This is a genomic window from Citrobacter sp. RHBSTW-00017 (assembly GCF_013797615.1).
GTDB classification, from domain to species: Bacteria; Pseudomonadota; Gammaproteobacteria; order Enterobacterales; family Enterobacteriaceae; genus Citrobacter; species Citrobacter braakii.
The window spans coordinates 190,106-205,386 of record NZ_CP056899.1 but is presented as its reverse complement, the minus strand read 5'-3'; the positions used below and the strand labels follow the sequence as shown (position 1 = coordinate 205,386).

Genomic DNA, 15,281 nt, shown 5'->3' with positions numbered 1-15,281 from the left:
AAAAATTTTGAGCTGGCTCGCACAAGCGAGACCTTTTTTAACTTTTGTAATCAGCATTTTTCGGCGTCAGATAACGTTCTTCGAAGATATTCGCCGGAACCGGCCGGGCAAACAGGAACCCTTGTGCCACTTCTACCCCCGCTTGTGATAACCATTCGCGTTGCGCTTCGGTTTCGACGCCCTCAGCGATCATCTGCAAATTGAGGCTATGCGCCAACTGAATGATGGCGGAGATCATGCTGCAATCTTCAGGGACGCCATCGACAAACATCTTATCGATTTTGAGTACATCCACCGGGAGCGACTTCATGTGCTGCAGCTGCCGCAGGCCCGCATACCCCATACCAAAATCGTCCAGCGCGATACGCACGCCCGCGTTGCGCAGCGGGCGTAAAATAGCCACAGCGGCATTAGGATCATCAATGTGCCGGCTTTCGGTCACTTCCAGAATCAACGTCCCAGGCTTGATGCGATAGCGGTTTAGCAACTCCAGCAGATCCGACACCATACTCGGGTGCATCAGCTGCAGCGCAGACAGGTTCACCGAGAGCGGCAGCATCAGGCCGCGTTCCTGCCAGGCTGACAGCTGGCGACATGTCTCCTCCAGCACCCAGTAACCGACCGTCACCATCAGGCCACAGGACTCAATCCTGTCGATTAACCCTTCTGGCAGCTCCCAGCTTCCGTCTGGCTGCTGCATTCGCAATAATGCTTCTGCGCTCAATACCTTACCGCTGGACATCTCCACCTGCGGCTGCATCCAGAGCGCAAACTGATGGTTATCCAGCGCGGTAAGAATATCGTTCTCTTCCGTCAAACGCTGTTGCGCCTCTTCCATCTGCAACGGGTCAAAGAACTGAATCCGGTTTTTACCCTTGTGACGCGACGTTAACACAGCTGAGAGTGCGCGGTGGTAAAGCTGTTCTGCGGTCAAATCGCCATTAAACATCGCCACCCCAATGTTACAGGTTGGACGGAGTTGAATGCCCTGAATCGGTAATCGCTCGTTAACGATAGTGAGTACTTGCTGACCTAGCGTAATAGCGTGCCAGGGTTCTTTTACACCATGTGCGATGATGGCAAAGTCATAGCCGCTCACCTGGGTAAGCACCATTCTGGGGGCCAATACTGACTTCAGCTTTTCAACCAGCGTAAGCAGCAGGATTTCCCGCTGGGTCTCGGATAACACACCCGCGGTATCACGCAGGGTTTCGCAGGTGACAATCATCAACGCCGTTATCTGCTGGCGGTTCACAACCTGCTCCAGCAGCGCCATCAGAAACGACTTGTTGGGCAGCTCAGAAACCGGGAACCGCATTGAATGGTCGCTTTGCTCTTCACTGCGGCGCTGAATCAGTTGCTGATTGAGGTTGTAGCTACGCACCAGCAGGCCAATCTCGTCGTCCTGATGCAGACGCGGCAATGCCAGCTGATAGCCAATCAGATCCTGCTGGGGAATGTCGTTCAGCTCACGCGCTATTTTACGTAATGGATGCAAAATCAATCTGTTAATACACCATGAGATGGCTACCGTGAGTATTAACGAGAGAAGTAAGTAAATGGTCACTAACGTTGAGAGCGTACTCATCACGAACTTGTACATACGGTACGAATCCGCCTGTAGCACCAGATACGCCAGCGGTTGCGGATTCGCTGAACGCTCAAGAGAATAGACCGGCAGCGAAATTTGTACCGGAAGTTCAAACAGGCGAGTCACCGTAACCGGAACCGGGCGTTCAGGAATAAAGCTCATCCGCAGCGCCTGAAACTGATTGGGAAGCACCACATCGGCGCGGCTGACCACGCCTGCTGGTCGAATACTTCTTAAAATAGCTTCTGCTTCGGGAATATCCCCTTTCAGGATCGTGCCCGACAGAGGCTCACGGACGGAGCGAGCGATACTTTCCAGTTGCGTAGCCGTGTTGTAGCGATTCTGCTGGACCAGATGGAACAACAAAACGGTGCAAAAAATAAACACAAACACCATGACAACGGCCGCAACCATTGCCATCTGCTTAATTGTTAACGAGCGACTGACACGCAAACTGACTCTCCACGGATAGACGAAACTGCCGTCAGAGTATACCCGATCGTAGCGGTATTAAGAGAGGCGGTATCTGAAAACTTCCCAGCATGCATTATCCCGACAGGATAGGCACCTGGCGACGAGATTTATCTGCATTTAAGCCGAAAAAGGCCGCAAGGTTACCCCCTGCGGCCTGGTTCGGGCGCATGTTGCCATCACGGCAGACAGACGCCCGCAAGGTGCATTACTTCCTGTTACGCAGCCAGCTCACAATCAGGCTGGCAATAATGCCAGCGATGATCGGAGCCGCTAAATCGTGCCAGAAGGCCACGCCTAACTGTGCGAGCGTCATATAGCCGCCTGTGTTGCAATGGCAACTGTTCACGGCTATTCTTGAGTTGTTCAGGTTCAAGTTAGCCCCCGTTTTGTTGCCAGGTTTATACCGAACAACGTGCGGGGGTTTTCTCTTTCCAGCAACCGATGCCGCCGGGGATCAAGCCCCCGCAACATTGCGCCTCACCGGGAATTCCCGGCTTGCCGCTGATTCTACGGTAGCCTACTTGCCATATCACTGCGCAATATACGGCTCTGCGTAGCGCCTCGCACTTCACCTGTTTTCTCACCATTGCGCTGGAAAGATTCTTGCCAGTTGGCAACATTCCTGCCACTCTTCAATACAGAAAAAGACATATCTCATTGATATCTATACCTTCATTTTCTGGCACAGCGATTGCTATTTGACTGTGAGCTGTTCTGTTCCGAATCAAAGGAGATATCATGTCTGACTGTCGTACTTACGGATTCAACACCCAGATCGTTCACGCGGGGCAACAACCCGACCCTTCTACTGGCGCGCTCAGTACGCCTATTTTCCAGACTTCAACGTTTGTTTTTGACAGCGCCGAACAAGGTGCCGCCCGCTTTGCGCTCGAGGAGTCCGGGTACATTTACACCCGTTTGGGTAACCCCACCACCGATGCGCTGGAGAAAAAGCTGGCGGTACTGGAAAGAGGTGAAGCCGGGCTGGCAACCGCATCCGGTATTTCTGCCATCACCACCACGCTGCTGACGTTGTGCCAGCAGGGCGACCATATCGTTTCCGCCAGCGCGATTTACGGCTGCACCCACGCGTTTTTGTCGCACAGCATGCCGAAGTTTGGGATTAACGTCAGCTTCGTCGATGCGGCAAAGCCTGAAGAAATCCGCGCCGCCATGCGCCCGGAAACCAAAGTAGTGTATATCGAAACACCCGCTAACCCGACGCTGTCGCTGGTCGACATTGAAACGGTAGCCGGTATCGCCCATCAACAAGGCGCATTGCTGGTGGTGGATAACACCTTTATGTCACCGTACTGCCAGCAGCCTTTACAGCTAGGCGCGGATATTGTGGTGCACAGCGTCACTAAATATATCAACGGTCACGGAGACGTGATTGGCGGGATCATTGTTGGTAAGCAGGAGTTTATTGACCAGGCGCGGTTTGTTGGTCTGAAAGATATCACCGGCGGCTGCATGAGTCCTTTCAACGCGTGGTTGACGCTACGCGGCGTTAAAACACTGGGTATACGTATGGAACGCCACTGTGAAAACGCATTGAAAATCGCCCGCTTCCTCGAGGGGCATCCATCCATTACCCGCGTTTATTATCCTGGCTTGTCTTCACACCCGCAGTATGAGCTGGGCCAGCGACAGATGAGCCTGCCAGGAGGAATTATCAGCTTCGAAATCGCTGGCGGCCTCGAGGCTGGCAGACGGATGATCAATTCTGTAGAATTGTGCCTCCTCGCGGTCAGTCTCGGTGATACCGAAACCCTCATTCAGCACCCAGCGTCTATGACACATTCGCCCGTTGCGCCAGAGGAACGGCTTAAAGCAGGTATTACCGACGGGCTTATCCGTCTTTCTGTGGGTCTTGAAGATCCAGAAGATATTATTAACGACCTTGAACACGCCATCAGAAAGGCAACATTCTGACCATTATGACCTGAACCGACGCCGATCGGTTCAGGTTGTTGAGAATCAAGGCACAACAGTCTGGTAATACGCGCAATCCTGTTTCGGGGAGAGCGCGTATTTTGGGCAGGGGGTTCTATGCAGGACGACACATTACAACTAAGCAAGAATACAGCAACCACCGTACCATTCTCAAAGAAAATACCGTTTACGAAATATGACTTTGGCTGGGTATTACTGTGTATCGGTATGGCAATTGGTGCCGGAACGGTACTGATGCCGGTACAAATAGGCTTAACAGGCATTTGGGTATTTATCGTCGCCTTTATTATTGCCTATCCAGCAACCTATATTGTGCAGGATATTTATTTAAAAACATTATCAGAAAGTGAAACTTGTAATGACTATACCGATATTATCAGTCATTACCTGGGAAAAAACTGGGGTGTATTTCTTGGCGTCATCTATTTTTTGATGATTATTCACGGCATATTTATCTATTCCTTATCCGTGGTTTTTGACAGTGCCTCATATATCAAAACCTTCGGCTTAACCGATGCCGATCTTTCACAATCGATAATCTATAAAGTGGCCATTTTTGCCGTGCTGGTGGCCATTGCTTCCGGGGGAGAAAAGCTGCTGTTTAAAATCTCCGGCCCGATGGTGGTAGTCAAAGTGGGGATCATCATCGTGTTTGGTTTTGCGATGGTTCCGCACTGGAACTTCGCTAATATCAGCGCATTCCCTGAAGCATCGGTCTTCTTTCGCGACGTGCTGCTGACCATCCCGTTCTGCTTCTTCTCGGCGGTGTTTATTCAGGTGTTGAACCCAATGAACATCGCCTACCGCAAGCGGGTAGCGGACCGGGTTCTGGCCACCCGCATGGCAATACGCACACATCGCATCAGTTACATTACGCTGATTGCGGTCATTCTGTTTTTCTCATTCTCTTTTACCTTTTCTATTAGTCATGAAGAGGCCGTTTCGGCCTTCGAACAAAATATTTCCGCACTGGCGCTGGCAGCGCAAGTCATTCCTGGGCAAATTATTCATATCACCTCAACGGTGCTAAATATCTTCGCCGTATTAACCGCATTCTTTGGTATTTATCTGGGGTTCCACGAGGCGATTAAGGGTATTATTCTTAATGTTCTGAGCCGTATTATTGATGTGGAAAAAATTAATCCCCTGGTGCTTACGCTGGGTATTTGCACCTTTATTGTTATCACCCTGGTGATCTGGGTGTCATTTCGTGTATCGGTACTGGTGTTCTTCCAGTTGGGTAGCCCACTTTACGGGATTGTGTCCTGTATTATTCCGTTTTTCCTGATCTATAAAGTAACGCAACTGGAAAAACTACGCGGGCTGAAAACCTGGCTAATCCTGTTGTACGGGATCCTGCTGTGCCTGTCGCCATTATTGAAGCTGATTGACTAATCCGTTTACAGCGCCGTCAGTCACTGACGGCGCTTAACTCACACTCTCCAGTTGATAGCTGCGAATTTTATTCAGTACCGTGGTATGTGACACCCCCAGCGCTTTAGCGATATGCCGCGACGACACATTCTCTTCCACCATCTGTTCAATAAGCTGGCGTTCAGCACACAAAACCTGTTCTTTAAAAGGACGTTCTGTCGGCGTCAGCTCAACAGCAGGCAAATTCACCATCCCTAATTCTTCCCGCGTAATGACGTCGGATTCCGCCATCAGCATCAGGCGAATGATGGTATTTTCCAGTTCGCGAACGTTTCCCGGCCAGGTGTGATGATGCAGGGCATCAAAGCAGGCTTTATCCAGAATGATCCGTCGCTGGAATTCCTTCGCGTATTTCTGCACAAAGTGGCGAATCAATAGGCTGATATCCTGCGGGCGCTCCCGCAGTGGCGGAATGGTCAGTGAAAGTACATTGATGCGGTAATAGAGATCGGCACGCAGCAGACGTTGTTCCACCATCTCTTCCAGATTGGCGTTGGTTGCCACAATAATGCGCACATTGACCGGAATAATTTGCGCCCCGCCAACGCGACGGATCCCGCCATCCTGAAGTACGCGCAGTAATTTAGCCTGTAAGCTCAGCGACATTTCACCAAATTCATCGAGAAAAAGGGTGCCTTTATCGGCCATTTCAAACAGCCCTTTTTTGCCTTTACAATCTGCACCGCTAAAAGCCCCTTTCTCATAGCCAAAGAATTCACTCTCCATCAACGACTCAGGTAGCGCAGAGCAGTTGATCGGAATAAACGGATAAAAACGTCGCTGCCCGGAATTATGAATAGCTCGGGCCAGAAGTTCTTTGCCAGTACCCGTATCGCCGCGGATCAAAACGGTATATTTGCTGTCGGCAATTTTTATCGCCTTTTCGATAAGCGAGTGCATGCTCTGGCTGCTACAAATAATGTCAGAGAAATAGCGCGGGCGTTCCGGCTCAGGCGTTGACAGTTCGCTTATCTCTTCACACAGGTAAGCGACGTTAATAATATCGGCGCGCCGGCCTAAACAGGATTGCACGCAGGAAATATCCTGTAACTGGCGGCACCAGGATTTAATCAGGATCCGTCCAGGTGTGACTTTCATGGAGATGATATTGATATCGCAGCAGGAAAATTCCTTCAGGACATCCTCAACCATCGACAGACGATCAATTGTTTTAATATCCCAGCGTATCGTGACCACATTTGCTCCTGACAGTTAGCAACTGCGAAATAGATATTTCTGTGACGAGAGGAAATCTGACTACATTTTAGACGCTGTGGAATAATGTTCTGCCAGAGGACTCACATTGTGGACGTAAAAACAAAATATAAAAAAACCGGAGCACAAGGCTCCGGTTATCAGGTCATAACCCACGTTTATTGCTGTGGATTTTCATCCTGGTCAACAGCGAAACAGGCCACGAGTTGTCCACCGTAATCCTTCAGCTGCGGCTGAAGCTGGGTACACGGACCAAAACGCCGACGGCAGCGGGCATTGAACGCACAGCCCGGCGGTGGATTCAGCGGGCTTGGCAGCTCACCGGTCAGCTTGATACGCTCGCGGCGATCGTCCGGGTTCAGGCGTGGCGTCGCGGAGAGCAGCGCCTGCGTATACGGATGACGCGGATTATTGAATATCTGATCCTTCGTTCCTTTTTCCACGCAGCGGCCTAAATACATCACCATCACCTCATCGGCAATGTGCTCTACCACCGACAGGTCATGCGAGATAAAGACGTATGACAGTCCCAGTTCCTGCTGCAAGTCCATCATCAGGTTCAGCACCTGCGCACGAACAGAAACGTCCAGCGCCGAGACCGGTTCGTCGGCGATCACCACGTCTGGATCAAGCATCAGCCCGCGAGCGATGGCAATACGCTGACGCTGACCGCCGGAGAACATGTGCGGATAGCGGTCGTAGTGTTCGGTTTTCAGCCCCACTTTCGCCATCATCGCCAGCGCTTTTTCACGACGCTCCTCTTTGCTTAGCGTGGAGTTGATCAGCAGCGGTTCTTCCAGAATCTGCCCTACTTTCTTGCGCGGGTTCAGGGAACCGTAAGGATTCTGGAACACAATCTGGATTTTCTGCCGGCGCAGCTTCTGCGCCTGCGGGTCGTGCTTAAGCAGATCCTGCCCCTGGTAATACAGCTCGCCGCCGGTCGGGACTTCAATCATCGTCAGCAGACGACCAAGGGTGGATTTCCCACAGCCCGACTCGCCTACCACCGCCAGCGTTTTGCCGCGTTCCAGGGTAAAGGAGACGCCGTCCAGCGCTTTCACCAGGCGTTCCGGGGCGAACATCCCCTTCTTCACCGGGTAGTGTTTTTTCAGGTCAATTGCCTGCAACAGCGGCTGTGGCAAAGCGGCCTTTTGCATACTCATAGCCCAGGCCTCCCGGCATCATCAAGTGGGTAGTGGCATTTCGACTGACGACCGCCTTCCAGCAGGTTCAGTTCAGGTTCTTCAGCGCGGCATTTGTCGGTCGCATAGGGGCAGCGCGGGTTCAGTAAACAGCCGGTCGGGCGGTCATATTTACCTGGCACCACGCCCGGCAACGAAGCCAGACGCGCTTTATCCTGAGCGAACTCCGGCAACGCGCGCAGCAACGCCTGGGTATACGGATGACGCGGCGCGCGGAAAATATCCTGCGCGGCCCCGGTTTCCACTACCTGCCCGGCGTACATCACAATGATCTTGTGCGCCGCTTCGGCCACCAGCGCCAGGTCGTGCGTGATTAAGACCAGCGCCATGTTCTCTTTTTGCTGCAATTCCAGCAGTAGCTCGATGATCTGCGCCTGAATGGTCACATCCAGCGCCGTTGTCGGTTCGTCGGCAATCAACAGCTTTGGACGACAGGCAATCGCCATCGCGATCATCACGCGCTGGCTCATCCCACCAGACAACTGGTGCGGATAGACATCCAGACGCGAGGCCGGATCGGGGATCCCCACCAGCGTCAGCAGGTCAATCGCCCGCTGAATACGCGTTTTTTTGTTGCCGCCCTGGTGCACCTTAATGGCTTCCATAATCTGGTAGCCGACGGTGTAGCACGGGTTAAGGCTGGTCATCGGGTCCTGGAAGATCATCGCCACTTCCGCGCCCACTAACTGGCGACGCTCTTTCTCAGAGATGCGCTTCAGGTCACGACCATTAAACTCCAGATTTTCGGCCATAACGCGGCCTGGGTAGTCAATCAGTCCCATAATCGCCAGCGAGCTGACGGACTTACCAGAGCCGGACTCCCCTACAATGCCAACCACTTCACCCTGGTTCACGCTGTAACTAATGCGGTCTACGGCACGGAATTCGGACCCCACATCGCCGAAGTGCACCGATAATTTATCTACATTTAATAACGCCATCTCGAACCTCTTACTGCTTCAGTTTGGGATCGAGCGCGTCACGCAGACCGTCACCCATCAGGTTAAATGCCAGCACCGTCAGCAGGATTGCCAGCCCCGGGAAGGTCACGACCCACCAGGCACTTTGGGCAAATTGCAACACGTCAGAGAGCATGGTGCCCCATTCCGGCGTAGGCGGCTGTGCGCCCATCCCCAGGAAGCCGAGGGCAGCCATATCGAGAATGGCGTTAGAGAAGCCAAGCGACGCCTGAACAATCAGCGGCGCAAGACAGTTAGGAAGAATATTGACGAACATCTGGCGCATCGCACCGGCTCCGGCCACGCGGGATGCGGTAACGTAGTCGCGGTTAACCTCCACCAGGACGGCGGCGCGCGTCAGACGCACATAGTGCGGCAATGCCACGAACGTCAGCGCCAGCGCGGCATTGCCAATCGAGGGCCCAAATACCGCCACCAGCACCAGCGCCAGTAACAGGCTCGGCAGTGCCAGCATGATATCGACCACACGCATGATGACGTTATCGACAATCCCACCAAAGTAACCGGCAATCAGCCCGAGAATCACGCCCATCAGCAGGGAGAGCACCACCACCAGACAGCCGACCAACAGAGACAAACGCGCACCGTACATCAGGCGGGACAGCACATCGCGGCCCACATCATCAGTACCAAACAGATGCGCCATGGTACCGCCTTCCTGCCACGCAGGAGGAGCCAGCAGCGTATCGCGGAACTGCTCTGCCGGGTTGTACGGCGCGAGGACGTTGGCAAAGACCGCAATCAGGATCATCACGACAACGTACACCAGCCCAACAACCGCACCTTTGTTGCGTTTAAAATAGTGCCAGAACTCCTGCAACGGGGTCATGGGCACCGGTGCAGCAATAACTTTATTTTCAGTAACCTGTGACATGATGGCCCCTTACTTCCTATGCCGAATACGCGGGTTCACCACGCCGTACAGCAGGTCTACCAGCAGGTTGACGAGGATAATCATCGTCGCGACCAGCAGCACCCCGCCCTGTACCACTGGATAATCACGGCGTTGTAGCGCATCGATCAACCAGCGTCCCAGTCCCGGCCACGAGAAAATAGTCTCGGTCAGGATCGCCCCAGCCAATAACGTACCGACCTGCAGGCCGATAACGGTCACAACGGGCAGCATCGCGTTACGCAGAGCGTGAATGATGATGACGCGCATACGGGTCAGGCCTTTGGCGCGTGCGGTACGAATGTAATCTTCACCCAGTACTTCCAGCATCGATGAACGAGTCATACGCACAATTACCGCCAGAGGGATGGTGCCAAGCACCATTGCCGGCAGGATCATATGCGCCAGCGCATCGATAAAGTTGCCCTCTTCACCCCAAATGGCGGTGTCAATCAGCATAAAACCGGTCAGGGGATTGGAATCATCAAGGAACACCATGTCGCTCACCCGACCGGAAACCGGCGTCAGGTTCCACTGCACGGAAACCAGCATGATCAGCATCATGCCCCACCAGAAAATCGGCATGGAGTAACCCGTCAGCGCCAGGCCAACGGCAGTGTGATCGAAAATGGAGCCGCGCTTAACGGCAGCAAGTACACCCACCGGAATACCCACCGCAACGGCGAAAATCATCGCGCAGACGCCAAGTTCCAGCGTTGCTTTAAAGCGAGGAACGAACTCTTCCCACACCGGTAATCGGCTTTTCAGCGAGATACCTAAATCACCATGCATAACCCCCCAGATGTAATGGAGGTACTGCTGCCACATCGGTTTATCCAGACCGAGTTCAGCCAACAGTTGAGCATGACGCTCAGGGGAAATTCCACGCTCACCCGCCATGATCATTACCGGATCGCCGGGGATCATATGAACGAAAGCAAAGGTGAGAAGAGTGATACCGATAAACGTGGGGATGACGAGTCCCAAACGTCGGAGAATGAACTGCAACATAACCCGGATTCTCTCTAATGACGCACGGCCTGGAACCGTGAATCTGTATTGCTCACAAATCTTATCTCCCCCTCCAGCGAGAGGGAGATAAAGCATTACTGTCAGGTGGAGCTACGGTGACCCGACTTAACGGTCCGTAGCGCTGCCTGGCTTGCTTTTAATTATTCGACAGAGACGTTTTCGAAGTGATGTTTGCCTAATGGATCAACCACATAGCCTTTCACTTCTTTACGCACTGGTTCATACACGGTGGAGTGAGCAACAATCAGAGCCGGGGCCTGATCGTGCATAACAACCTGAGCTTGCTTGTACAGTTCAATACGTTTGTTGTGATCGTCGGTCGCACGCGCCGGCTGGATCAGATCTTCAAACGGCTTGTAGCACCAGCGAGAGTAGTTGGAACCGTCTTTCGCTGCCGCACAGCTGAACAGGGTGGCGAAGAAGTTGTCCGGATCCCCGTTGTCACCGGTCCAACCCATCATCACCGCCTGATGCTCACCCGCTTTGGCGCGTTTCAGATATTCGCCCCACTCGTAGGTCACAATCTTGGCCTGAACGCCAATTTTCGCCCAGTCAGCCTGAACCATTTCCGCCATACGGCGGGCGTTCGGGTTGTAAGGACGCTGTACCGGCATGGCCCACAGCTCAACGGTGAAGCCTTTATCCTGACCCGCTTCCTTCAGCAGCGCTTTAGCCTTTTCAGGATCGTAGGTGTAGTCTTTAACGTCGTCGTTATAGCCCCACATGGTCGGTGGGATCAGGTTTTTCGCGGCAACGCCAGCGCCCTGATATACCGCTTTAATGATGGCTTCTTTGTTCACCGCGTAGGTCAGCGCCTGACGGACTTTCACGTCATCAAACGGTTTCTTCTCGGTGTTGAAAGAGAGGTAGCCAACGTTCAGACCGGCCTGCTCCATCAGGTTAATGTTTTTATCCTGCTTCATACGCGCGATATCTGCCGGATTCGGGTACGGCATCACCTGGCACTCGTTCTTCTGCAGTTTGGCGTAACGCACGGAAGCGTCAGGCGTAATGGAGAAGACCAGACGGTCAATCTGTGGCTTGGTGCCCCAGTAACCTTCGAATGCTTTATACAGAATACGGGAGTCTTTCTGGTACTGCTGCAGCTGGAACGGACCGGTCCCAATTGGGTTCAGATCCACTTTCTCCGGGGAGCCGGCTTTCAGCATGTTGTCTGCATATTCTTTGGAAAGAATAGAAGCGAAGTCCATCGCCAGGTCAGCCAGGAAAGGCGCTTCCGGGCGAGTCAGCACGAACTGAACGGTTTTATCGTCCACTTTTTTCACTTCGGAGATCAGATCTGGCAGACCCATCCCTTCGAAGTATTCATAGCTACCGCCAGAGACTTTGTGGTACGGGTTCTGGGCATTTTTCTGACGATCGAAAGAGAACACCACGTCATCGGCGTTTAAATCGCGCGTCGGTTTGAAATCTTTGTTGTCCTGCCACTTCACGCCCTGGCGCAGGTGGAAGGTATAGGTTTTACCGTCTTCGCTGATTTCCCACTTCTCAGCAAGGCCCGGGATCACTTCAGTTGTACCGGTTTTGAACTCGACCAGGCGGTTATAGATCGGTACGGAGCTGGCATCATAGGTCGCGCCAGAGGTGAAAAGCTGTGGGTTAAAGCCTTCAGGAGATCCTTCTGAACAATAAACCAGAGTTTTAGCCTGTACGCTTGCGGCGCAGGTCATAGCCACCAGGCTCAGACCAAGCTTCAGCATCCCTGACTTCTTCAAGGAAATACTCATTCTTCTGCTCCAAATGTGATGTTTGTTGTTTTACCCTTTGCAGTGGGTTTGCACCGCCTGGCCTTTTTTGTTTTTTACCCGGCCGGGTCGGCGTTAAGAGGATAGGGATTCCGTTCACATAAGCGACTGAGTTGCAGTGCGGATTCTCCATGAAATGCCCCTCATGCCCTACAATCTGTCAACAGAATGTGAAAACGTCAATACAGGTAACCGTGATTTACACCAACGGTGAGAATTCGCAAACAAAGATTAAAAAAAGTGCAGAAGGACATTTTCAGCAGGGAAATTTGTGCTACGCGCACTATGCCAGAATAAACATCTTCATATTTCGCAACATTTGGTGATTAACATTTATGCAAATTATTAAAACTTTCTAAATTAATGCTGCATATCTGAGCGATTAATGCCATGAACGCTAAAGCGCACAGCGGAAAATGCCAGGTTCAGCCATAAGTAGCGCAAAAAAAGTTTCAAGCAAATATAAAAAAAGGCAATGGAATATGTCACAGAATCGTTAACAGTCAGTGGGAAGTGGTGCACAATTTTTGCAGATAAAAGGAAGGTCAATTTTGGTCGGAGAGAGGATTACTCGCCACTGACGTGGCTCGCCCTACGGGCCGTTGCTAACGCAACGTTCTCTCGCTGCGCTCGAGTCGAACCTCTTACCCCCGGAGGTTCTTATCCTCGTGGGTTTCAAATGCAAAAAACCCTGCTCGTTGAGCAGGGTTTTGAATTTGGTCGGTGATAGAGGATTCGAACCTCCGACCCCTTCGTCCCGAACGAAGTGCGCTACCAGGCTGCGCCAATCACCGAATGCGGGGCGCATCTTACTGCTCAGCCGCGCCCCCGTCAATCCCTTAGTATCAAAATGCCATTTGATCGGCGAGAAAGTCAGCAGCCCAATTACTGAGCCGTAACCTTCTTCGCGTCCGGGATACGGCACCAGTTGTTATTCTCGTTAATACCGCCATTTGGCGAGGTATAACCGAGGCAACCCAAGATAGTGTCGTACAGTTCCACATGACGACGCGGCACCTTCATATCAGCTTCTTGCTTCAGGTGTGCAAACGCCTTCGCATGGTCTGGGTCTTCCAGATATTTGTCTGACATCCACACCAGCATAGGAACGCGGAACTGCTCTGGCGGAGCCATTTTACGCGGCGTACCGTGCAGGTGCTCACGCTCGTTAATCGACTCACCGTGATCGGCGGCGTAGAACACTATCGCTTTCTTATCCCGCAGTTGATCAAACACTTTGGTAATAAAGTGATCAACATAGGTTACCGAGTTATCAAAAGAGTTAATCATCTCGGCTTTCGAGCAACCGCTATCCACATTGACACACTCCGGCTTCCACTGCGCATATTCGCGGGTATAGCGCTGCGTGTAGTTAAAATGCGAACCTTTGGTATGCAGAATAATCAGACGTTTGCCATCATCATCCGTCGGTTGCAGAGACTGCTGCATTTCGGTAATCAACAGCATATCGTCAACGTTCTTGCCACGGTTACGCGGCTCTGCGCCAATCTGCTCTCGGTAAGCGATGTTCTCCGCCATAGTATTGCTGTAGAACCACATCTCGCTTTGCATCGCGTAGAGGTCTGTCTTGAACCCTAACTGACCGAGCACGGAAAAGACGTTTTGTTCTTTCAGGGTACGCTGCGGGTTTTCTTCCGCCCCACCTTCACGCACAAACATACAGCGCAGCGAAAGCTTGGTCGCTGTGTCACAGGAATATCCACGGAACGCGGCCAGGTTTTTCTCCTGAGCGAGCCTTGGCGTGGTATTTCGCTCATAGCCAAAAATCCCCATATGGTCCCAGCGGGTGGTTTCGCCGATAATAAAGACCACATAGGTGTCGTCGAGATTCTTAGGCTCAACATAGGTAAATTTCTTCGCCGGGTTCATCAGCGATTTGTTGTCTGAGGATTCATCCACCTGTGCCCAGGCGTACAAACCCAGCGCAGAGAGCCAGTTTGACGGCAAGTAAGAGTTCGCCACAACCCCGCCATAGCTGGGTAAATCGATACCTGTTTCTCGCTCTACGCTTCTCTGTTGCATGCTCAGCAGGCGAATCGGCGCCCATACCATCAGGCCGGCCAGTAAAACTACCGCTACGCTACGCCACCTCATGCCCGGCGTACGAATTTGTCTCATCAACGTGTAGCGGCAGCGGTTACTCCAAATCAGCACCAAGGGAATAATACTGACCGAAACCAGCCACACGATGAAATGCCAGCCGACGACTTCTTTCGATAAATCAATATCCGTGGTCATTACGGAGGCGATAATACCGTAACCAATTACCACGTTCAGGAAGGTCATATAATAACTGGCGCCGGCAGAACACAGCACCAAACAGGTTGCCAGGACACGCCAGGCGCGGCGGCCAAACAAAGAGAGAAGTCGTAGTAAAAAGAAAGTCACCAGCACAGTGCCGGCCAATTCAACAACCGCGGAGAGTCCTTTCCAGACGGTAAAATCGTGCGCATATCCGCTAAAACGACGGAAAAATACAGCACAGTTCATAAACAAACCGATATAGATTGCCAGCAAGAAACTGAGTTTCTGCTGCGTCATCGACTTAATGTATCTCATGCAAACAAACCCTGGAAATCGGGATAAAAAACCCTGAGCAGCGATCAATCAGACCTGACAGAGGAAAAATGCGACAACAGCAGAGGTGAATTGTCTACGGGCGCGGGTAAGTAGACCACAGGAGGGAGCAAAAGTGCTTATAGAGAATGAAAATGGCGC

Annotated in this window: 12 protein-coding genes, 1 tRNA gene and 1 other RNA gene; 2 read left to right on the top strand and 12 right to left on the bottom strand. The window is 52.2% G+C overall.

Features of this window, described 5'->3' with window-relative positions; all coding sequences use genetic code 11:
- Positions 1–37: 37 nt before the first annotated feature.
- Both hmsP and HV037_RS00955 read right to left on the bottom strand, forming a co-directional pair.
- Positions 38–2,044 carry a biofilm formation regulator HmsP gene (gene hmsP / locus HV037_RS00960; protein WP_103283340.1) on the bottom strand — a complete coding sequence of 669 codons (2,007 nt, stop codon included), beginning with the start codon at positions 2,042–2,044 and terminating at the stop codon, positions 38–40.
- Positions 2,045–2,270: 226 nt separating this feature from the next.
- Positions 2,271–2,378 carry a type I toxin-antitoxin system toxin Ldr family protein gene (locus HV037_RS00955; protein ID WP_016154898.1) on the bottom strand — a complete coding sequence of 36 codons (108 nt, stop codon included), beginning with the start codon at positions 2,376–2,378 and terminating at the stop codon, positions 2,271–2,273.
- 425 nt (positions 2,379–2,803) lie between these two features.
- On the opposite strand from HV037_RS00955, the gene megL reads away from it, so the two are divergent.
- Together megL and HV037_RS00945 are read left to right on the top strand one after the other, a co-directional pair.
- Positions 2,804–4,000 (top strand): methionine gamma-lyase, encoded by a 1,197-nt coding sequence (megL, locus tag HV037_RS00950; RefSeq protein ID WP_003023295.1) that lies wholly within the window; start codon positions 2,804–2,806, stop codon positions 3,998–4,000.
- Positions 4,001–4,117: 117 nt separating this feature from the next.
- Entirely contained in the window at positions 4,118–5,416 is a 1,299-nt protein-coding gene (locus HV037_RS00945) for an amino acid permease (protein ID WP_181500165.1), read from the top strand.
- Between the two features lie 33 nt (positions 5,417–5,449).
- Here HV037_RS00945 and HV037_RS00940 read toward each other — a convergent pair whose 3' ends face one another.
- The 10 genes from HV037_RS00940 to eptB form a co-directional block, all read right to left on the bottom strand.
- On the bottom strand, positions 5,450–6,652 hold the full coding sequence (locus HV037_RS00940) for a sigma 54-interacting transcriptional regulator (protein ID WP_103283338.1): 1,203 nt from the start codon (positions 6,650–6,652) through the stop codon (positions 5,450–5,452).
- A gap of 176 nt (positions 6,653–6,828) precedes the next feature.
- Entirely contained in the window at positions 6,829–7,833 is a 1,005-nt protein-coding gene (gene dppF, locus HV037_RS00935; protein WP_103283337.1) for a dipeptide ABC transporter ATP-binding subunit DppF, read from the bottom strand.
- Positions 7,830–8,813 carry a dipeptide ABC transporter ATP-binding protein gene (gene dppD / locus HV037_RS00930; RefSeq protein ID WP_019078085.1) on the bottom strand — a complete coding sequence of 328 codons (984 nt, stop codon included), beginning with the start codon at positions 8,811–8,813 and terminating at the stop codon, positions 7,830–7,832. The genes dppF and dppD overlap by 4 nt, the downstream gene beginning before the upstream one ends.
- A 10-nt stretch (positions 8,814–8,823) precedes the next feature.
- The gene (gene dppC / locus HV037_RS00925) at positions 8,824–9,726 is read right to left on the bottom strand and encodes a dipeptide ABC transporter permease DppC (protein ID WP_016154902.1); all 903 of its coding nucleotides are present in this window, start codon (positions 9,724–9,726) and stop codon (positions 8,824–8,826) included.
- Positions 9,727–9,735: 9 nt separating this feature from the next.
- Positions 9,736–10,755, bottom strand: coding sequence for a dipeptide ABC transporter permease DppB (dppB, locus tag HV037_RS00920; protein ID WP_016154903.1), 1,020 nt, complete (start codon positions 10,753–10,755; stop codon positions 9,736–9,738).
- A gap of 161 nt (positions 10,756–10,916) precedes the next feature.
- Entirely contained in the window at positions 10,917–12,524 is a 1,608-nt protein-coding gene (gene dppA, locus HV037_RS00915) for a dipeptide ABC transporter periplasmic-binding protein DppA (RefSeq protein ID WP_181500164.1), read from the bottom strand.
- Positions 12,439–12,675: a hypothetical protein gene (locus tag HV037_RS00910; protein WP_137398959.1), complete on the bottom strand. Its 237-nt coding sequence runs from the start codon at positions 12,673–12,675 to the stop codon at positions 12,439–12,441. Before HV037_RS00910 ends, dppA begins: the two co-directional genes overlap by 86 nt.
- Before the next feature lie 419 nt (positions 12,676–13,094).
- Positions 13,095–13,226, bottom strand: a non-coding RNA gene (locus HV037_RS00905) — RtT sRNA.
- A gap of 33 nt (positions 13,227–13,259) precedes the next feature.
- Positions 13,260–13,336: transfer RNA gene (locus HV037_RS00900), tRNA-Pro, on the bottom strand.
- A gap of 91 nt (positions 13,337–13,427) precedes the next feature.
- On the bottom strand, positions 13,428–15,122 hold the full coding sequence (gene eptB, locus HV037_RS00895; protein WP_016157716.1) for a kdo(2)-lipid A phosphoethanolamine 7''-transferase: 1,695 nt from the start codon (positions 15,120–15,122) through the stop codon (positions 13,428–13,430).
- Positions 15,123–15,281 lie beyond the last annotated feature (159 nt).